Genomic DNA, 18,530 nt, shown 5'->3' with positions numbered 1-18,530 from the left:
TGGAGTCGGCGCGGAGCACGGGGAACGTGCTCCGCGCCGCGAAAAACAGCGGGCCCCTTACTTCTGGAGCTTGAAGATCTCCCGCTTGGCCTCGGAGAGCTCCATCTTGAGCTTGGCGCTCTCCTCCAGAGTCTCCTTGATCTGGCGGCGCAGGTTCTCGGCGGACTCCTGCTCCTTATAATACTCGTCGGCGATGTTCATGGCGGCCAGGACGGCGCTCTCCACCAGAGAGGCCCGGCCCTCGGAGAGCACCTCCTGGATCTTGCTGTCCACGTGCTGGGCGACCTTGTGGACGTACTGCTCGTCCTCGGCGGCGACCAGAGCGTACTCCTGACCGGCGATGGTGACGTTGATGCGATTCTTCATGGCAAGTCCTCCTGCCTGTTTCTGTCTTGAAAAAGCCCGCGGGGATGGGTATCGATCATACTCCCTGATAGTATAGCACACGGGCGGGAAATGAAAAAGAGCGAAATGATGAATTTTCTCGGAAGGACCGGGCGGGAATGGACGGGAAGGAATGGATTTTCCCGCCGGACTGTGGTATCCTATCGGAGTACACAGGGAGGGATCATACATGGACTATAAAAAGAGCTGGGCCATCCTGGTGGGCGGCCTGTGGATCGGCGGTATCCTGGCGGCGATCGGATTCTTGGCGAAGATCGACCCGCCCCTCTGGGCGGGCATCGTGATCATGGCGGTGGCTCTGACCCAGGGGGACCTGTTCTACCGGTGCCCCCACTGCAAAAAGCGGATGAACTTCCGCATGAAGCGCCCGGAGCATTGCCCCGAGTGCGGCGGGAAGCTGGACTGAGGCCCCCAGAGACAGCGCCAGCCGCGCCCAGATGGCGTCGGCGCTCATGCGCTTCTGTACGGAGATCCTGAGATAAGACCCGCAAAGGGACGATCCGCCCCCGGCCAGTTCGGCCGGGGGCGGCGTGTTTTTCACCACAGGCGGGGGATGTTCCGCCCACGGGGCGGGGACGTGGGATGCGCTCGCCGAGCAGGCGGCCCGTCCGGCGAGGACACATCCCCCCGCCCGTGGGCGGACACAAACACCCCCTGCCCCTTTGCGTTCCGCCCGGGATCGTGGTAGAATGATGGAACGAACGAAGGAAATGAAAGGAGGGGAGCGCCATGGCCGGGAGCCTGTTGTATCCGGGGGCGATCCTGTCCCTGTCGGCGGACACGGCGGACCGGCTCTGCGCCGCCGGGAACGGAGACGCGGCTCTGCTGTACCTCTTCCTCCTGCGGAAGGGCGGTACGTTCGACCCACGGGCCGCCGCCCATGTGCTCAAGTGGCCGCCTGACCGGGTGGAGGCGGCCTTCTCCGCGCTGGTGGAGCTCCGGCTGGCCGACCGGCGGGAGACCGCTCCCCAGCCCCCGGCCCCGCTGGAGCCGCCGGAGCCTCCGGAGTACAGCGCCGCCGATCTGAACCTGGAGATGAAGCAGGAGGGCTCGCCCTTCCCCGGACTGGTGGGGGAGGTCCAGCGCCTGCTGGGCAAGCTCCTGTCCACCAGCGATCTGAAGATGCTCTATACCCTCTACGACTTTTTGGGGCTCCCGGCGGAGGTGATCCTCCTGCTGGTGAACTACTGCATCGAGGAGATGGAGCGGAAGTACGGCCCGGGCCGCCGGCCCAAGCTCTCCCAGATCCGCAAGGAGGGCTTCGTGTGGCAGAGGAAGGGCATCGACACCGTGGAGGCCGCCGAGGCCCACCTCCACAAGCAGGCCGTCCTCCGGGAGCGGAGCGCCGCCGTCCTGCCCCTGCTGGACATCCGGGGCCGGGCCCCGGTGGAGGCCGAGCAGAAGTACATCGGCGGCTGGCTGGACATGGGCTTCGAGGACGGGGCCATCCGGCTGGCCTATGAGCGCACGGTGCTCCAGAAGGGGAGCATGAACTGGCCCTACCTGAACTCCATCCTGAAGAGCTGGCACCAGAAGGGCCTGCACACTGTGGCGGAGATCCAGGCCAGGGACTCCGGTCGCCCCAGAGCGGCAGCCAACGCGCCCCAGCCCATGCCCGCCCGTCCGGGCGAGGCCGACCGCCGGGTCCGGGAGGATCTGGAGCGGATGCGGGAATATCTGAGCCGGCAGGATGCCGGCGGCCGAAAGGGAGGCTGACGAGATGGGATACGATGGCAATGTGGTCCGCCGGGCCTCCCAGCGTCTGGCGGAGGACCGCCGCCGCCGGCAAGAGGCTCAGGAACAGCGCCGGGCGGAGATCTACCGCCGCCTGCCGGAGACGGCCCGGATCGACCGTCAGCTCAGGCGCACCATCACGGAGATCATCGCGGCCTCGCTGAAGGACGGGAAAGACCCGGCCCCGGCCATCCAGGACATCCGCCGGAAGAACCAGGCCCTCCAGGAGCGCCGGACCGAGCTGCTGACGGAGCACGGCTATCCCGCCGACGCGCTGGACGACCAGCCCGCCTGTCCCAAATGCGGGGACACGGGCTGGGTGGGCGCCCAGATGTGCGGCTGTCTGAAGAAACTCTGTGCCCAGGAGCAGATCCGGGAGCTGTCCAAGCTGCTGGACTTGGGGGAGCAGTCCTTCGATACCTTCTCGCTGGACTATTACAGCGACGAGCCTTGGCCCGGGGAGACGGAGTCCCCCCACTCCCGGATGGAGTTCATCCGGGACGTATGTTACAGCTACGCCAGCCGCTTCCCCAAGTTCGCCTATAAGAACCTGCTCCTCACCGGCGCGCCAGGGCTGGGCAAGACCTTCCTGTCCGCCTGCATCGCCCGGCTGGTGGCCGAACGGGGCTGGTCTGTGGTCTACGACACGGCGGTGAACATCTTCGCCCGCTTTGAAGAGCAGAAGTTCTCCAGAGACGAGCTGGACGTCCGGGACGCCCGGGACGATACCCGGCGCTATCTCCAGTGCGACCTGCTGATCCTGGATGATTTGGGCAGTGAGATGACCACCCCCTTCGTCCAGACCGCCCTCTATACCCTGATCAACACCCGACTGACCGGCGGACGGCAGACGGTGATCTCCACCAACCTGTCCATGGACGAGATCCGCCGCCGCTACTCCGGCCAGACCGCCTCCCGCTTGGAGGGCGAATACCAGGTCCTGCCCTTCTACGGGAAGGACATCCGCCTCCTGCGCAAGCAGAGGCCCATGGGGTAACGAATACGAAACGCCCGGAGAGCGGCCGCTCTCCGGGCGTTTTTCCATATGGGCCCAGGACCTCAGTCCTTCCCCTGTTCCTTGAGGAGGGCCTGCTTGGTGTTCCAGAGCTTCTGAGACAGGTCCACATAGTAGGTGTGGGGGTTCTCGAAGCGCTTGACTTCGTCCCACAGCAGATCGATCTGGGCCGCGCAGTACACCCGGCTCTCGATGATTGAGGGGATCTTGTAGACCAGCTCACCATGCTGGAAGATGGGGACCATCAGCTCCCGGGCCTCCACATTGGTGAAGATCTTACGCTTCCAGGTTGCATCGGGATCGAAGAGCTCCAGCGGCTGGGAGTCGTCCACGGTCTCGTCCCGGAGGCAGACCAGGTCGGCCAGGGCCTTGCCGGAGTCCCTGGAGAAGATCCGGCAGACCTTCTTGAAGTGGGGGGTGGTGATCTTGGAGGGGTTCTCGCTGATCTTGATCTTGGGGATGATGTTCCCCTCCGCGTCCTCCACGGCGGCCAGCTTGTAGACGCAGCCGAACACGGGCTCGGACTTGGAGGTGATCAGCCGCTCACCCACGCCGAAGGAGTCGATGGCCGCCCCCTGGAGGAGCAGGTCCCGGATCAGGTACTCGTCCAGCGCGTTGGAGGCCACGATCTTACAGTCGGTGAGGCCGGCCTCATCCAGCATCTGCCGGGCCTTTCGGGAGAGGTAGGTCAGGTCGCCGGAGTCCAGGCGGATGGCGCACTTGGTGATGCCCTTGGGGAGCAGGACCTCCTTGAAGGCCCGGATCGCGTTGGGCACGCCGGACTTGAGCACATTATAGGTGTCCACCAGCAGGGTGGCGGACTCGGGATAGAGCTCGCAGTAGGTCTTGAAGGCGGTGTACTCGTCGGGGAACATCTGGACCCAGGAGTGGGCCATGGTGCCGCCGGCAGGGGAGCCATACAGCTCATCGGCCTGGGTGCAGGCGGTGCCGGCGCACCCGGCGATATAGGAGGCCCGGGCGCCCAGGATGGCCGCGTCGGGGCCCTGCGCCCGCCGGGAGCCGAACTCGGACACGGGACGGCCCTGGGCGGCCCGGACGATCCGGTTGGACTTGGTGGCGATCAGAGACTGGTGGTTCAGGGTCAGGAGCAGGAAGGTCTCGATGAACTGGGCCTCGATGGCGGGGGCCCGGACGGTGAGGATCGGCTCCCGGGGGAACACGGGGGTGCCCTCGGGCACGGACCAGATGTCGCCGGAGAAGCGGAAGGTCCGCAGATAGTCCAGGAACTCCTCGCAGAAGCAGCCCTTGCCCCGCAGATAGGCGATGTCCTCCTCGTCGAAGCGGAGCTCCTGGATATAGTGGATGATCTGCTCCAGACCGGCGGCGATGGCGAAGCCGCCCCCGTCAGGCACGGAGCGGAAGAACACGTCGAAATAGCAGATCTGGTCGGCCATGCCGCTCTGGAAATAGCCGTTGCCCATGGTGAGCTCGTAGAAGTCGAAGAGCATCGTGTGGTTCATATGTTCTTTCATAAAAGGTTTCCTCTTTCCTCTCATCGGTGGGTGACGGTGATCTGGATGCCCTCCAGCACGTCCAGGGCCTTCTCATGGAGGGCTGGGTCATAGGAGGCGGTGAGCCGGGCGTCAACCAGGATCTCGGTCTCGGGGAGGGCGGCCTTCACCATCACCGCGTTGGTGAGGACGCAGATATGGGACACCAGCCCGCACAGCTCCACCTGGGCATAGCTGCGGCCCTTGAGCCACTCGGCCAGCTCCAGGGAGGGGAAGGTGGGCTTGCGGAACACCGGGTCGCCGGGGAGATGGGCCGCGCCGGTCTCGCCGTACAGCTCCCAGCCGGGGGTGCCGAAGAGGCAGTGGGCGGGCGGGAGCTTCCGGCCCTCCTGGGTGTGGGCATAATCGGAGCCGTGGGTGTCATAGGTGAACGCCACGTCATCTCCGGCGGCGCGGTAGTCCGCGATCCGCTGGGCGATCAGAGAGTCCAGCCGCTCCGCGCCGGGGAAGCCCAGAGCGCCGTCCACGAAATCCTTCTGATAGTCCACTACGATCAGTAATTTTTTCATCTCATATCACACTTTCGGCGGTCCCTCCGGGGATGCCGGAGGCCGCGGGAGAGTCATGGATACTGGTCCGCCCGCCGCGCCGGGCACGGCGGGCGGGCGGAAGACATCAGGCCGGGGGATGGCTCACTTCACGGCCACAGGGCCCATGGCCTCATGGAGCTCGTCGGTGATGGCGCCGTGGAACAGGCCGCCGGCGTAGTTGTGGAGCAGTTCCAGAGAGTGGGTCAGCTGGTCGGGCTTGATCTGGCCGGAGGTGGACAGATCCTGATCCAGGATGAAGCGGGGCTTGGGGTCCTGCTTGCCGCCGTTGATCAGGCCGGGGCCGGCGTGGAGCTTCAGGCGGCAGTTCTCCGCCAGATGGGTCTCCACGTCCACCGTACACTTGGTGACGGCCTTCTCGTCCACGTCGGGCTCGCCCAGCACGCCGAGATAGGGGGACTGGATCAGATCGTCCCACAGGAGCTCGGTCAGGCCCAAACGCTCCTTGGACACGGCGTTCACATAGCGCAGGCCGACCCGCTCGAAGAAGTCGGGCTTGTAGATCTCCAGGAAGGCGGCCACGGCCTTGTCCAGCTTCTGGGCGAAGTCCTCCCAGCGGGTGTAGCGCAGGGTGGACAGGGCCAGGAAGTTCTGGGTCAGGTTCAGCTTCCAGAAGCCGTCCTGGGTGATGAAGTTATAGTTGGTGATGGGAGGCTGCTGCTCCACCTTGGCGTCGGGGGTGCCCAGACCGGTGATCTTGGGAGCGGGGCGCTCCTGCCGGGCCACGAACTGGGGGAACTCATGGCGGATCGCCTCCTGGAAGGCGGCGGGCTCCTCGGTGCCGATGGAGAGGATGGTGGGGAAGCGGAGCTGGCAGATGACCTCGATCAGCGGGCTCTTCTGGTAGACACAGCGCTCGAATTTGGCAAACAACATGGGATCGTGTTCCTCCTGTATTTTCTTCGGGCGGCGCACAGAGGCCCGCCTGTACTGGATATATTCTTCTACATTATAATGCTCATGGACCAAAGCCGCAAGGGAAAACTGGATACTGTTCCATTATAATACCCAAAAGCCCCTGCCACAAGTGCCGGACGCATCTTTTTTCGGCTCACGTACGGCCGACGGGCGGAATAGGATGGGGCACAGTCAGCGGGAAAGGGAGGAGCCCTGTCATGAGACATGAATGGAACATATGGGTGGTGGGCGGCGATCAGCGCCAGGCGGCCCTGGCCCGGCAGCTGGCCGAGGAGGGCCACCATGTGCATACCTTCGCCCTGGAGCGGGCGGGAGAGCCCGGCGGAGGCGCCGTGCCCAGCGAAGAGCTGGACGGCATCGAGCGGGCGGACTGCGTGGTCCTGCCCCTGCCGGTGCTGGGGGAGGGGACGGAGCTCAACGCGCCCCTCTCCGGGGAGCGCTTCCCGCTGGGGGCCGTGCTGGACTGCCTGCGGCCGGGACAGGTGGTGTGCGCCGGCCGGGTGGATCCGGCGGCTGCCGCGCTGGCGGAAGCCCGGGGACTGGTCCTACGGGACTATCTGGCCCGGGAGGAGCTGGCGGTGGCCAACGCGGTGCCCACGGCGGAGGGGGCCATCCAGCTGGCCATGGAGGAGATGCCGATCACCCTCCATGGGAGCCGTGTGCTGGTGATCGGCTACGGACGGCTGGGGAAGGCCCTCGCGCCCCGGCTGGCGGCCCTGGGGGCCCGGGTGAGCGTGGCCGCCCGCCGCTGGTCTGACCTGGCCTGGATCCAGGCCAGGGGCTTCGGCGTGGAACACAGCGGGGAGCTCCATGGCTGGCTGTGCGGCTATGACCTGGTGATCAATACGGTGCCGGCCCGGGTGCTGGACGAGGAGGCGCTGGGGGATCTGAAAGAAGACTGTCTGGTGATCGACCTGGCCTCGCGTCCCGGCGGGGTGGATCTGGAGGCGGCCCGCCGGCTGGGGGTCCGGGTCATCTGGGCCCTGTCCCTGCCGGGGAAGGTAGCCCCGGTGACGGCGGGGCGGGCCATCAAGGACACCGTATGCCATATGCTGGAGGAATTGGGGGTATGAGCATGGAAGACAAGCGCGTGGGCTTCGCCCTCACCGGGTCCTTCTGCACCTTCGCCCGGGCACTGGAGGCACTGGAGCAGGTGGCAGGGCGGTACCGGGAGGTGACGCCGATCCTGTCGGAGCGGAGCGCCTCCACCGACTCCCGCTTCGGCGCCGCCGCCGGGTTCCGGGCCAAGATCGAGTCGATCTGCGGCCGGCCTGCGGTCGACACGGTGGCGGGCGCCGAGCCGATCGGCCCCAAGAAGCTGCTGGACGTGCTGGTGATCTGCCCCTGCACGGGGAACACCCTGGCCAAGCTGGCGGCGGGGATCGCGGACTCGTCCGTGACCATGGCGGCCAAGTCCCACCTGCGCAATGGCCGCCCGGTGGTGCTGGCGGTCTCCACCAACGACGGCCTGGCGGGCGCGGCCAAGAACATCGGGGCCCTGCTGGACAAGAAGCACATCTATTTCGTGCCCTTCGGCCAGGATGACCCGGTGGGGAAGCCCACCTCCCTGGTGGCCGACCTGAGCCGGGTCCCCGAGACGATCGAGGCGGCCCTCCGGGGAGAACAGCTCCAGCCGGTGCTGAGCGTGAGACACTGACACTGAAGGGCGGGCCATCGTGCCCGCCCGCGGCCGTTCTGCGGACACGCCCGGCACCGTGTTTTCCCTCTTGCGTATCTCCCGGCTCTGTGGTAGGATATTTTGGCATCTGCATTCCAGCGATACGGGAGAAAAAGCACCGTTTTCGCTCGTAAAATAGAAGAAAACGCGGGACAGGGCCTGTCCGGGCCCACCGCCGAGATCAAAGAAAGGGATCTTGATATTATGATCGAATTTCACACGATCGGCTTGCGGGACAAGCCCTGGATGGATGCCGCCCTGACGCGGGGCGAGGACCATCGGGGCTGTGAGTACGGCTTCTCCAGCCTCTATCTGTGGCGGAAGGCCTATCAGCACGAGGTGGGGGAGGCCGACGGCTTCCTGGTGGTCCGCCTCCGGGGACCGCTGGGCCACGCCTATCTGTACCCCACCGGCGGCACGGACCGGACGGTCCTCCTCCGGGACCTGAGCCTGGATGCGGCAGAGCGGGGGGAGCGCTTCCGACTGACCGGCATGGACGCGGATCAGGCCGCGGAGCTGGAGCGGCGCTATCCCGGCCGCTTCGTCATCACCGCGGAGCGGGACAGCTATGACTACCTCTACGATATCGACCGGCTGGCCGATTTGCCCGGCAAGAAGCTCCACAACAAGCGCAACCACATCAGCTACTTCACCAAGACCTGGGAGGACTGGCGCTTCGAGCCCCTGTGCCGGGACAACCTGGACGAGTGCCTGGCTATGGACCGGGACTGGTATCTCCAGAGCCGGGAGCGGGAGGGCGACGAGGAGGCTCAGGACCTGAGCTATGAGAACGGCGCCATCCGGGACGCGGTGGACCACTTCGAGGAGCTGGGCATGGAGGGCGGCCTCATCCGGGTCGAGGGGAAGGTCGTGGCCTTCACCATGGGCGACCCGCTGGGGAAGGACTGCTATGACGTCCATTTCGAGAAGGCCTATGGCGATATGCGGGGGGCCTACCCGATCATCAACCAGGAGTTCGCACGCTATGTCCGGGAGAAGCACCCGGAGGTCCGCTGGCTGAACCGGGAGGACGACATGGGTGTCCCTGGCCTGCGGAAGGCCAAGGAGTCTTACTATCCGGACCTGATGGTGGAGAAATATAGCGCAGTCCTGCCGGAAGCCGGTGAAACTTTAACGAAGTGACACAAAAAAGCAATGAAGTGGCTGGGAATATCTGGTCTTGCGTCTAACAAATGTCTCTTGACTGTGGACATGATCTACGTTAAAATAGACAGACCGCATAATAGCGTTCGGCAAGAAGCGGCCGCGATCACTAAAAAAGAACGAAAAACGAAGCGATGAGAACGGAGGGGCAGACCCACGGAAGCGAATGGTCTGTCCCTCCGTGTCCTGTCTGCGGTCGTTTTCGCCGCGGGCGCTCGGAGAAAAGTACATTGTATTGTAAGGAAGTGAAGGAATGGCAAAGTATATCCTGAAGCGGATCGTCATGGCGATCGTGACGGTCCTGGTCGTATCCTGTGTCACCTTCCTGCTGATGATGTCGGTGCCCGGCAGTCCGTTTGCCTCGGAAAGAGCCCTGACGCCTCAGCAGGAGGCCACACTGAACGCGAAATACGGCCTGGACCAGCCTCTGCCGGTGCAGATGGTGAATTATCTGAACAAAGCCCTCCACGGTGATCTGGGCGAGTCTCTGAAGATGCAGAAGGGCCGCGCCGTCACGGACATCATCAAGGAGATGTTCCCTGTCTCCGCCAAGATCGGCGCTATGGCGCTGGTCTGGGCCGTGGCGGTGGGCATCCTGCTGGGCTGTCTGGCGGCCTATCACCGGGGGAAATGGATCGACAGCCTCCTGCGGGTGGTCTGTACCTTGGGCATCTCCATGCCCAGCTTCGTGGTGGCATCGTTCCTGCTGATCCTCTTCTGTTCGCCCATCGCGCCCCAGCTGCTGAAGAGCGCCCAGCTCACCGCGATCTTCGACGCCGGACTGGGCCTCAAGGCCTACTTCATGCCCTGCTTTGCCCTGGGCCTCTATCCCATGTGCTATACCGCACGGCTGACCCGGTCCTCCATGCTGGACGCGATCGGTCAGGAGTACATCAAGACCGCCCGGGCCAAGGGCCTCAAGAGCGGCAAGATCATCTTCAAGCATGCCCTGCGCAACGCCCTCATCCCCGTCATCACCTATCTGGGGCCTCTGGTGGCCTTCACCCTGTGCGGCGGCTTCGTGGTGGAGAGCGTGTTCTCCATCCCTGGACTGGGCCGCTACCTGGTCCAGTCCATCACCAACCGGGACTACTTCATCATCATGGGCGTGACCATCTTCCTGGCCGCCTTCGTGGTGATCATGAACCTGGTGGTGGACGTGGTCTATAAGCTGGTGGATCCCCGGATCGACATCACGAAAGGAGAGTGACCTATGGCGGACAAGCAGAAAAAGCCGGTCATCGGCTCTCTCCAGCCGGACGTGGACGCCATGCTGGACTGGGACCGCCTGACGCCGGACGACTTCGCCCCCGCGGAGCCGGAGGAGAAGGAGAACTTCATCCAGGCCCGCAGGAGCGTCTCCTACTGGTCCGACGCCTGGCGGCGCCTGCGGAAGAACGGGGTGGCCATGGTGGCCCTGGGCGTGATCGTCCTGCTGGTGCTCTTCGCCTTCGTGGGCCCCATGCTGGTGCCCTACGGCTATGACGAGCGGAACATCGGCGCGGAGAACCTCTTCCCCTACCACTACACGCTGGAGGAGCAGGCCCAGTATCAGGAGGCCGCCAGCGCCGCCGACCCGGAGACCGCCGTGGCCAACGCCCGGGCGGAGGCCGAGGCCAAAGGCGAGACCCTCACCCGCAAGGAGGAGGCCCTCATCCGGGCCAAGGCCAAGAGCGGCGGCGAGTACGCCGGCATGAGCGAGGCGGAGGTCTACGCCGCCCTGGGCATCCACAAGCACGCCTTCGGCTACTCCAACAAGGAGCTCCAGCGGATGGCCGACGGGGAGAAGGTGTTCCCCCATATGTTCGGCACCGACAAGCTGGGCCGCGACATCATGGTCCGCACCATGTACGGCACCCGGGTGTCCATGATCATCGGCCTGGCCGCCGCCTTCATCGTGCTGGTGATCGGCGCTCTGTACGGCTCCATCTCCGGCTACTGCGGCGGCAAGGTGGACGCGGTGATGCAGCGCATCGTGGACGTGATCTACTCCGTGCCTGAGGTGCTGGTCATCCTGCTGATCTCCACCAGTCTCCAACCCCACATCACCCAGTTCATCACCGACCATCAGGGCAACGGCCTGGCTGAGTCCATGCGGACCCTGGGCCCCAATCTGATCGCCATGTTCATCTCCTTCGGTCTGCTGTACTGGGTGAGCATGAGCCGCATCATCCGCGGCCAGATCCTCCAGCTCAAGCAGCAGGAGTATGTCACCGCCGCCCGGGCCCTGGGCGCCTCCGGCGGGCGGATCATCCGCCGGCATCTGCTGCCCAACTGCATCGGCCAGATCGTGGTGACCACCTGCCTCCAGATCCCCTCCGCGATCTTCCTGGAGTCCTTCATGTCCTATCTGGGCGTGGGCGTCTCCGCCCCGCTGACCAGCCTGGGCTCCATGTGCCGCGACGCTCTGAGCGGCTTCACCAGCTATACCTACCGCCTGGTCATCCCGGCGGCCATCATCAGCGTGATGATCCTGGCCTTCAACCTGTTCGGCGACGGCCTGCGCGACGCGCTGGATCCCCGCCTGAAGAAGTAAGGGAGGAGGAACGAAATGGATCGGAATATGACAGGAAAGACCGTCCAGAGCGCGCCCGGGGGCAAGCTGCTGGAGGTGAAGGACCTGCGGGTCTCCTTCTTCACGCCCGCCGGCGAGGTCAAGGCCGTGGGCGGCATCAGCTACGACCTGGACCACGGCGAGGTCATGGGCATCGTGGGCGAGTCCGGCTCCGGCAAGAGCCAGGAGGCCTACTCCATCATGGGCCTGCTCCAGTCCCCCGGAAAGGTGGTGGGCGGCTCCATCACCTTCGAGGGCCGGGACGTGCTCGCCTTCTCCGAGGAGGAGATGACCCAGTTCCGAGGCAGTGAGGTGGCCATGATCTTCCAGAACCCCATGACCTGCCTCAACCCGGTGTACACCGTGGGCGACCAGCTCATCGAGGCCCTGAAGGCCCACGACAAGTCCATCTCCCGGGAGGCCGCCGCCAAGCGGGCCATGGAGATGCTGGAGCTGGTGGGCATCAACAACGTGCGCAAGCGCATGAAGCAGTATCCCCATGAGTTCTCCGGCGGTATGCGCCAGCGGGTGATGATCGCCATGGGCCTCATCTGCCATCCCAAGCTGCTGATCGCCGATGAGCCCACCACCGCTCTGGACGTGACCATCCAGGCCCAGATCCTGGAGCTCATGAAGGATCTGCAGAAAAAGACCCGCATGGGCATCATCTTCATCACCCACAATCTGGGCGTGGTGGCCGAGATCTGCGACAAGGTGTCGGTCATGTACGCGGGGCGGATCGTGGAGCAGGGCCCTGTGGACGATATCTTCTACCGCCCCGGCCACCCCTACACCATGGGCCTCCTGCGCTCCATGCCCCGTGTGGATGCCGAGAGCTACGAGCGGCTCATCCCCATCGAGGGCACGCCGGTGGATATGCTGGATCCCCCGGAGGGCTGTCCCTTCGCCCCCCGGTGCGAGAAGTGCATGAAGATCTGCCTGAAGAGGATGCCGCCCTATGTGGAGCTGGGCGACGGCCACCGGGCTGCCTGCTGGCTCCGGGTGGAGGACCAGATCGGACAGAAGCGAGAGGAGGACGGCATCCATGGCTGAGGACAAGATCCTTCTGGAGGTCAAGGACCTGAAGAAATATTTCCCCGTCAAGGGCGTCAAGGGCCCCGGCGTGCAGGCGGTGGAGGGCGTCTCTCTCTTCATCCGCAAGGGAGAGACCCTGGGCTTGGTGGGCGAGTCCGGCTGCGGCAAGACCACCTTGGGACGCACCATCCTGCGGCTCCACGAGCCCACCTCCGGCAAGATCGTCTATGACGGGACCACCATCTTCGAGGGCGAGGACCCCTGGCAGAGGGACGGGGACGGCCATATGACCAAGCGCCGGGTCCCCAAGCCCAAGAGCGTGGATATGCTCCCCTACCGCCGGAAGATGCAGATCATCTTCCAGGATCCCTCCGCCTCTCTGGATCCCCGCATGACCGTGGGCGAGATCATCGGCGAGGCGCTGGACATCCATAAGCTGTACGGCTCCAAGGCCGAGCGGGCCGACCGCATCCGGGAACTGCTGGCCATGGTGGGCCTGAACACCGAGCACGCCAACCGCTATCCCCACGAGTTCTCCGGCGGACAGCAGCAGCGGGTGGGCATCGCCCGCGCTCTGGCCGTGAAGCCGGAGTTCATCGTCTGCGACGAGCCGATCTCCGCTCTGGACGTGTCCATCCAGTCCCAGGTGGTGAACATGCTGGAGGATATGCAGGAGGAGCTGGGCCTGACCTATCTCTTCATCGCCCACGACCTGTCCGTGGTGCGGCATATCTCCGACCGGATCGGCGTCATGTATCTGGGCTCGCTGGTGGAGCTGGCCGAGAGCTATGAGCTGAACCGGCACCCTCTGCATCCCTATACCAAGACACTGCTCTCCGCCGTGCCGGTCCCCGACCCGGAGGTGAGCCGCCGCCGTCAGCGGATCGTGCTGGAGGGCGACATCCCCTCCCCCATGGATCCCCCCCACGGGTGCCGGTTCCATACCCGCTGTCCCTATGCCACTGAGCTCTGCGGCCGGGAGGCCCCCGCGTTCCGAGAGGTGGAGCCGGGCCATTGGGCGGCGTGCCATCTGCTGAACAAGTGATGGTGGGAACGGACGGCGGCCTCGATGCCCCGTTCTTTTGGATGTAGGACGTCCCCGTGAAATAGACATGGACGCTGTGCACGGATGTGGACCAGAACGGGTCCAAAAGACAGACTGCTTCTACTTATCATCGCATAAAAGGATAAAAGCGCAGAAATCGGTGATTTCTGCGCTTTTTTCTACGGACTGCACTTAACAGGATCGTAATATTCACTTTACAAGTATCCGTCAAAATGGTATGATAGTCCGGCAAGCGTGAACGGCGGCCGCCGTTCTTTTTCCTGCTCCACAGGAAAAATGACAAGATTTACCTAGGAGGCTTTCGTAAATGAAACAGACGACGAGACTTCTGGCGCTGGGCATGACTGCCGCCATGACCGCCGGCCTGCTGGCCGGCTGCGGCGGGAACACCGGCTCCAAGGACCCCGCTCCCGCGGCCAGCGGCAGCGTTTCTGCAGAGGGCCTGGCCCTGAGCGTCAGCGTGGCCAGCGAGCCCGAGACCATGGACCCCGCGCTGAACCGCACCGTGGACGGCGGCATCATGGCCCACCACCTGTTCGAGAACCTGTACAAGTGGGTGGACAGCTCCGACGGCGCCGGCGACGGCGAGGGCGGTCCCACCGCCGTCCTGGGCCTGGGCATGGCCAAGGAGGAGCCCGAGATCACCGAGAACGCCGACGGCACCTACACCTGGACCTTCACCCTGCGGGACGACGCCAAGTGGTCCGACGGTGAGAGCGTCACCGCCAACGACTTCGTGTACGCCTGGCAGCGCCTGGTCTCTCCCGACCTGGCCGCGCCCTACAACTACATCATCGACATGGTGGTCAACGCCGTGGACGTGCGCGAGGGCAATAAGGACGCGTCTGAGCTGGGCGTCTCCGCCCCCGATGAGCATACCTTTGTGGTGGACCTGACCTACAACTGCCCCTACTTCAAGGAGATCTGCGCGTTCCCCTGCACCATGCCCCTCCGGGAGGACGTGGTCAGCGCCAACAGCAACTGGGCGCAGGACCCCGCCTCTTACCTCTGCAACGGCCCCATGAAGCTGGAGTCCTGGACCCACAACGCCGAGATCGTGATGGTCCCCAACGACCAGTACTATGACGCCGGCTCCGTGACCCTCAGCAAGCTGACCTTCAAGCTGATGGACGACACCCGCGCCATGCTGACCGCCTTCAACAACGGCGAGCTGGACTTCATCAACAACGCGCCGGTGGACGAGATGGCCGCCCTTCTGGCCAACGGCACCCTGATCGCCGGCGAGTACCTGGGCACCTACTATGTGGACTTCAACAACGCCAAGGCGCCCTTCGACAACGAGAAGGTCCGCGAGGCCTTCAACCTGGCCATCGACCGCAACTACATCACCGAGCAGGTGACTCAGCTGGGCGAAGTGCCCGCCAGCGGCTGGGTGCCCGACGGCGTGTATGACGCGGCGGGCGCCGACGGCGACGATTTCCGCACCACCGGCGGTGACTACTGGAGCGTGGATCCCGACCAGTATGAGGCCAACTGCGAGAAGGCCCGCCAGCTCCTGGCTGAGGCCGGCTATCCCGACGGCGCCGGCTTCCCCGCGGTGATCTACCTCTACAATACCGATGACAAGCACAGCGCTATCGCGGAGGCCCTCCAGTCCATGTGGAAGGATGTCCTGAACGTGGATGTGACCCTGAACAACCAGGACTGGAACGTGTTCCTGAGCACCCGTACCGACGGCAACTATGACATGGCCCGGGACGGCTGGATCTGCGACTACAACGATCCCGTGTCCTTCATGGATATGTTCATGACCGGCAACGGCAACAACAATGCCCAGTACTCCAACAGTGAGTATGACGCCATGATGACGAAGGTCCTGAACGACTCCGATGCCGAGGACCGCATGGAGCTGATGCATAAGTGCGAGGATCTGCTCCTGAGCCAGGACAGCGCCATCGCGCCCCTGTACTACTACACCCAGCCCTACATGATGGCCGAGGGCCTCAGCGGGATGTACTACACCCCTCTGGGCTTCTTCCTGTTCACCAACGTGACCAAGGGCTAAATGCGGGACCACCGTCCCGACGCGGAAACGGCGGAGCTTCGGCTCCGCCGTTTTTTCATTTGTCTGTCAGAAGGAAACATGCACAAAGGCGGGCGGTTTTGAGCCGGACGGTGGTGCAGATCCATAAATATGCAAATCATGCTTGCATTTTCATGGATAATGGCGTATAGTCAGGATACACACTTGGGCCGGGGACGTGAGAGGAAAGCACGTCAGTCCCGGACATCTTGCAATGGAATGAGGAGATCTATCATGAAGAAGTTCATCGCTCTTGGCATGGCCGCCGCGCTCTCTGTGAGCCTGCTGGCCGGCTGCGGCTCCAGCAGCAGCTCTTCCACCCCCGCCGCCTCCGCGCCCGCCGCCTCCGCCCCTGCGGAGACCACCGCCGCCGGCGCCTGGACCTCCGTAGCCGACCTGGAGGGCAAGAAGATCGCCGTCCAGGAGGGTACCACCGGCAACGACGTGGCCGACACCATCTCCGGCGCCGAGGTCAGCGCCTTCAAGGCCGCCACCCAGTGCGGCATGGAGCTGATGAACGGCCGCGTGGACTGCATCATCATCGACACCAATCCCGCCAAGGCTCTGGTGGCCGCCAACCCGGACAAGCTGGAGCTGCTGGACTTCCCCGCCAGCGAGGAGAGCGAGACCTACGCCATCGCCACCCAGAAGAACGACGCCGGCGCCGCTCTGGCCAAGGAGTTCGACTCCGCCATGGCGACCCTGAAGGAGAACGGCACCTTCGACGCGCTGGTGTCCAAGTACATCTCCAAGGAAGAGGACGTGGAGCTGCCCGAGCTGCCCGCCGTCACCGATCCCAAGGGCACCCTGACCATGGGCACCAACTGCGAGTTCGAGCCCTTCGAGTATCTGGACGAGAACGGCGAGCCCACCGGCTTCGACGTGGACTTCGTGAAGTATCTGTGCGCCGAGCTGGGCTATGAGGTCACCATCGAGAACATGGACTTCGACGCCCTGATCCCCGCCCTGCAGTCCGGCCGCATCGACTTCATCGCCGCCGGCATGACCCGCACCGAGGAGCGCGAGGAGAACGCCAACTTCACGGACGGCTACTATGAGGCGGTCCAGTCCATCATCGTGGCCAAGCAGTAAACATCCCGCATCATCACATCTATAAGGGAAAGCCTGCGCCGTATCAGAACGGCGCAGGCTCTCCTGCGCTTATCACTACATCGACTGGAGAAGAAAAGGAGGCGGTATCCCCATGGATATCCTGAACTGGTTCGCGTCGTTCGGGGACAAGCTCTTCAAGGCGTTCCTGTACGAGGACCGCTGGAAGTTCTATCTGGACGGCCTGGGCGTCACGATCAGCATCACTCTGGGCGCCATCATCATCAGCACTGTGTTCGGCATGGTGCTCTGCCTGATGAAGCTGTCCAAGCGGAAGATCCTGCACGTCCCCGCGGCGGTCTACATCGACATCATCCGGGGCATCCCCATGGTGGTCCAGCTCCTGATCATGTACAACGTGATCCTGCTCCATGTGACGGACAACAAGATGATCGTGGCGATCCTGGCCTTCGGTCTGAACTCCTCGGCCTATATGGCGGAGATCTACCGCTCTGGCATCAACGCCGTGGACAAGGGCCAGACCGAGGCCGGCCGGAGCTTGGGCCTGAACCAGGCCCAGACCATGTGGCACATCATCTTCCCCCAGGCGCTGAAGAACTGCCTGCCCACCTATACCAGCGAATTCATCGTGCTGGTGAAGGAGACCGCCGTGGTGGGCTACATCGCCATGGTGGACCTGACCAAGGTCTACTCTTCCATCCAGAGCAAGACCTATGACGCCGCGGGGCCCCTGTTCATCATCGCGGTGATGTATTTCTGCATCACCAAGGTCCTCGCGATCCTCTTCGCGCACATGGAAAGGAGGCTCCAGAGCAGTGATCGCCGTTGAACATCTCTCCAAATCCTTCGGAGGCAACCAGGTCCTGAAGGACATCGATGAGCACATCTATCCCGGGGAGAAGGTGGTCATCATCGGGCCCTCCGGCTCCGGCAAGTCCACCTTCCTCCGGTGCCTGAACCTGCTGGAGGTCCCCACCTCCGGAAAGGTCATCTTCGAGGGCACCGTGGTCAACGATCCCAAGACCGACATCAACGCCGTGCGCCGCCAGATGGGCATGGTGTTCCAGCACTTCAATCTGTTCAACAATCTGAACATCCGCAAGAACATCACTCTGGCTCCGGTGCAGACCAAGCTCATGAGCCAGGAGGAGGCCGACGAGACCGCCCTCAAGCTCCTGGACCGGGTGGGCCTGAAGGACCGGGCGGAGGCCTATCCCGCCCAGCTCTCCGGCGGTCAGAAGCAGCGCATCGCCATCGTCCGCGCCCTGGCCATGCGGCCCAAGGTCATGCTCTTCGACGAGCCCACCTCCGCGCTGGACCCCGAGATGGTGGGCGAGGTGCTGGACGTGATGAAGGAGCTGGCCGACGAGGGCATGACCATGGTGGTGGTCACCCACGAGATGGGCTTCGCCCGGGAGGTGGGCTCCCGGGTCCTGTTCATGGACGGCGGCAATATCCTGGAGCAGAACGAGCCCCACGAGTTCTTCGCCCATCCCAAGGAGCCCCGCACGATCGAGTTCCTCTCCAAGGTCCTGTAAGCGCAGACCCAGACCGACGCCCGCCCCGCTGTTTCCACAGCGGGGCGGGCGTTTCACGTCTGCGTGGGAGGTACCGAGTGTCTCCGGAGGCCTGAGCGGCACAGGCGGTAGAGAGGGGCGTGGAAGCGACCGGCGCGGTACGTTCCATGATGGGAGCACCTCCTTTTGATATCGATCCGATGGATCACGTTCGCTGGATGGCGGAGACGGATGTCGTCCGCTCCTCGC

At 64.2% G+C, this 18,530-nt stretch carries 18 protein-coding genes; 14 read left to right on the top strand and 4 right to left on the bottom strand.

The window, feature by feature from the left end:
* Nucleotides 1-57: 57 nt before the first annotated feature.
* Entirely contained in the window at nt 58-366 is a 309-nt protein-coding gene (locus KQI12_RS10685; protein ID WP_216573232.1) for a cell division protein ZapA, read from the bottom strand.
* A 208-nt stretch (nt 367-574) separates the two neighbouring features.
* On the opposite strand from KQI12_RS10685, the gene KQI12_RS10680 reads away from it, so the two are divergent.
* The 3 genes from KQI12_RS10680 to KQI12_RS10670 all read left to right on the top strand — a co-directional run bounded on the left by KQI12_RS10680 (nt 575) and on the right by KQI12_RS10670 (nt 3,136).
* On the top strand, nt 575-811 hold the full coding sequence (locus KQI12_RS10680) for a hypothetical protein (protein ID WP_216573231.1): 237 nt from the start codon (nt 575-577) through the stop codon (nt 809-811).
* A 323-nt stretch (nt 812-1,134) separates the two neighbouring features.
* Nucleotides 1,135-2,121: a DnaD domain protein gene (locus KQI12_RS12720; protein ID WP_216573230.1), complete on the top strand. Its 987-nt coding sequence runs from the start codon at nt 1,135-1,137 to the stop codon at nt 2,119-2,121.
* 4 nt (nt 2,122-2,125) lie between these two features.
* Entirely contained in the window at nt 2,126-3,136 is a 1,011-nt protein-coding gene (locus KQI12_RS10670; RefSeq protein ID WP_216573228.1) for an ATP-binding protein, read from the top strand.
* A 62-nt stretch (nt 3,137-3,198) separates the two neighbouring features.
* On the opposite strand, the gene KQI12_RS10665 is transcribed toward KQI12_RS10670, so the two are convergent.
* The 3 genes from KQI12_RS10665 to KQI12_RS10655 form a co-directional block, all read right to left on the bottom strand.
* Complete coding sequence (locus tag KQI12_RS10665) at nt 3,199-4,647, bottom strand: nicotinate phosphoribosyltransferase (protein ID WP_216573226.1); 1,449 nt, start codon at nt 4,645-4,647, stop codon at nt 3,199-3,201.
* A 20-nt stretch (nt 4,648-4,667) separates the two neighbouring features.
* Entirely contained in the window at nt 4,668-5,195 is a 528-nt protein-coding gene (locus tag KQI12_RS10660; protein ID WP_216573224.1) for a cysteine hydrolase family protein, read from the bottom strand.
* A gap of 123 nt (nt 5,196-5,318) precedes the next feature.
* On the bottom strand, nt 5,319-6,110 hold the full coding sequence (locus KQI12_RS10655; protein ID WP_216573222.1) for a TIGR04255 family protein: 792 nt from the start codon (nt 6,108-6,110) through the stop codon (nt 5,319-5,321).
* A gap of 239 nt (nt 6,111-6,349) precedes the next feature.
* Here KQI12_RS10655 and dpsA point away from each other — a divergent pair, with 239 nt between their 5' ends.
* The 11 genes from dpsA (at nt 6,350) to KQI12_RS10600 (ending at nt 18,302) form a co-directional block, all read left to right on the top strand.
* Nucleotides 6,350-7,225 (top strand): dipicolinate synthase subunit DpsA, encoded by an 876-nt coding sequence (gene dpsA / locus KQI12_RS10650; protein ID WP_216573220.1) that lies wholly within the window; start codon nt 6,350-6,352, stop codon nt 7,223-7,225.
* Between the two features lie 2 nt (nt 7,226-7,227).
* A complete protein-coding gene (locus KQI12_RS10645; protein WP_216573280.1) occupies nt 7,228-7,809 on the top strand; it encodes a dipicolinate synthase subunit B in 582 nt (193 codons plus the stop codon).
* Nucleotides 7,810-8,034: 225 nt separating this feature from the next.
* Nucleotides 8,035-8,973 (top strand): DUF2156 domain-containing protein, encoded by a 939-nt coding sequence (locus KQI12_RS10640; protein ID WP_216573218.1) that lies wholly within the window; start codon nt 8,035-8,037, stop codon nt 8,971-8,973.
* 274 nt (nt 8,974-9,247) lie between these two features.
* Nucleotides 9,248-10,204, top strand: a complete 957-nt coding sequence (locus KQI12_RS10635; RefSeq protein ID WP_216573216.1) for an ABC transporter permease — start codon at nt 9,248-9,250, stop codon at nt 10,202-10,204.
* A gap of 3 nt (nt 10,205-10,207) precedes the next feature.
* Complete coding sequence (locus tag KQI12_RS10630) at nt 10,208-11,530, top strand: ABC transporter permease (RefSeq protein WP_216573215.1); 1,323 nt, start codon at nt 10,208-10,210, stop codon at nt 11,528-11,530.
* Nucleotides 11,531-11,545: 15 nt separating this feature from the next.
* On the top strand, nt 11,546-12,601 hold the full coding sequence (locus KQI12_RS10625) for an ABC transporter ATP-binding protein (protein ID WP_253291008.1): 1,056 nt from the start codon (nt 11,546-11,548) through the stop codon (nt 12,599-12,601).
* Nucleotides 12,594-13,628, top strand: a complete 1,035-nt coding sequence (locus tag KQI12_RS10620) for an ABC transporter ATP-binding protein (protein ID WP_216573213.1) — start codon at nt 12,594-12,596, stop codon at nt 13,626-13,628. Before KQI12_RS10625 ends, KQI12_RS10620 begins: the two co-directional genes overlap by 8 nt.
* Nucleotides 13,629-13,956: 328 nt before the next feature.
* Complete coding sequence (locus KQI12_RS10615) at nt 13,957-15,675, top strand: peptide ABC transporter substrate-binding protein (protein ID WP_216573211.1); 1,719 nt, start codon at nt 13,957-13,959, stop codon at nt 15,673-15,675.
* A 252-nt stretch (nt 15,676-15,927) separates the two neighbouring features.
* Nucleotides 15,928-16,785, top strand: a complete 858-nt coding sequence (locus KQI12_RS10610; RefSeq protein ID WP_305849805.1) for a transporter substrate-binding domain-containing protein — start codon at nt 15,928-15,930, stop codon at nt 16,783-16,785.
* Between the two features lie 112 nt (nt 16,786-16,897).
* Nucleotides 16,898-17,593 carry an amino acid ABC transporter permease gene (locus KQI12_RS10605; protein ID WP_216573208.1) on the top strand — a complete coding sequence of 232 codons (696 nt, stop codon included), beginning with the start codon at nt 16,898-16,900 and terminating at the stop codon, nt 17,591-17,593.
* Nucleotides 17,580-18,302 carry an amino acid ABC transporter ATP-binding protein gene (locus tag KQI12_RS10600; RefSeq protein ID WP_216573207.1) on the top strand — a complete coding sequence of 241 codons (723 nt, stop codon included), beginning with the start codon at nt 17,580-17,582 and terminating at the stop codon, nt 18,300-18,302. Before KQI12_RS10605 ends, KQI12_RS10600 begins: the two co-directional genes overlap by 14 nt.
* Nucleotides 18,303-18,530 lie beyond the last annotated feature (228 nt).

Source organism: Pseudoflavonifractor sp. MSJ-37 (genome assembly GCF_018917965.1).
Classification (GTDB): Bacteria; Bacillota; Clostridia; order Oscillospirales; family Oscillospiraceae; genus Pseudoflavonifractor_A.
Note: the sequence above shows the minus strand (reverse complement) of the source record. Positions and strands in the feature narration are given on the sequence as shown.

What these genes read in the sequence shown, in the direction of transcription:
- KQI12_RS10685 (WP_216573232.1), bottom strand. Translation starts at nt 366, where the DNA reads ATGAAGAATCGCATCAACGTCACCATCGCCGGTCAGGAGTACGCTCTG.
- KQI12_RS10680 (WP_216573231.1), top strand. Translation starts at nt 575, where the DNA reads ATGGACTATAAAAAGAGCTGGGCCATCCTGGTGGGCGGCCTGTGGATC.
- KQI12_RS12720 (WP_216573230.1), top strand. Translation starts at nt 1,135, where the DNA reads ATGGCCGGGAGCCTGTTGTATCCGGGGGCGATCCTGTCCCTGTCGGCG.
- KQI12_RS10670 (WP_216573228.1), top strand. Translation starts at nt 2,126, where the DNA reads ATGGGATACGATGGCAATGTGGTCCGCCGGGCCTCCCAGCGTCTGGCG.
- KQI12_RS10665 (WP_216573226.1), bottom strand. Translation starts at nt 4,647, where the DNA reads ATGAAAGAACATATGAACCACACGATGCTCTTCGACTTCTACGAGCTC.
- KQI12_RS10660 (WP_216573224.1), bottom strand. Translation starts at nt 5,195, where the DNA reads ATGAAAAAATTACTGATCGTAGTGGACTATCAGAAGGATTTCGTGGAC.
- KQI12_RS10655 (WP_216573222.1), bottom strand. Translation starts at nt 6,110, where the DNA reads ATGTTGTTTGCCAAATTCGAGCGCTGTGTCTACCAGAAGAGCCCGCTG.
- dpsA (WP_216573220.1), top strand. Translation starts at nt 6,350, where the DNA reads ATGAGACATGAATGGAACATATGGGTGGTGGGCGGCGATCAGCGCCAG.
- KQI12_RS10645 (WP_216573280.1), top strand. Translation starts at nt 7,228, where the DNA reads ATGGAAGACAAGCGCGTGGGCTTCGCCCTCACCGGGTCCTTCTGCACC.
- KQI12_RS10640 (WP_216573218.1), top strand. Translation starts at nt 8,035, where the DNA reads ATGATCGAATTTCACACGATCGGCTTGCGGGACAAGCCCTGGATGGAT.
- KQI12_RS10635 (WP_216573216.1), top strand. Translation starts at nt 9,248, where the DNA reads ATGGCAAAGTATATCCTGAAGCGGATCGTCATGGCGATCGTGACGGTC.
- KQI12_RS10630 (WP_216573215.1), top strand. Translation starts at nt 10,208, where the DNA reads ATGGCGGACAAGCAGAAAAAGCCGGTCATCGGCTCTCTCCAGCCGGAC.
- KQI12_RS10625 (WP_253291008.1), top strand. Translation starts at nt 11,546, where the DNA reads ATGGATCGGAATATGACAGGAAAGACCGTCCAGAGCGCGCCCGGGGGC.
- KQI12_RS10620 (WP_216573213.1), top strand. Translation starts at nt 12,594, where the DNA reads ATGGCTGAGGACAAGATCCTTCTGGAGGTCAAGGACCTGAAGAAATAT.
- KQI12_RS10615 (WP_216573211.1), top strand. Translation starts at nt 13,957, where the DNA reads ATGAAACAGACGACGAGACTTCTGGCGCTGGGCATGACTGCCGCCATG.
- KQI12_RS10610 (WP_305849805.1), top strand. Translation starts at nt 15,928, where the DNA reads ATGAAGAAGTTCATCGCTCTTGGCATGGCCGCCGCGCTCTCTGTGAGC.
- KQI12_RS10605 (WP_216573208.1), top strand. Translation starts at nt 16,898, where the DNA reads ATGGATATCCTGAACTGGTTCGCGTCGTTCGGGGACAAGCTCTTCAAG.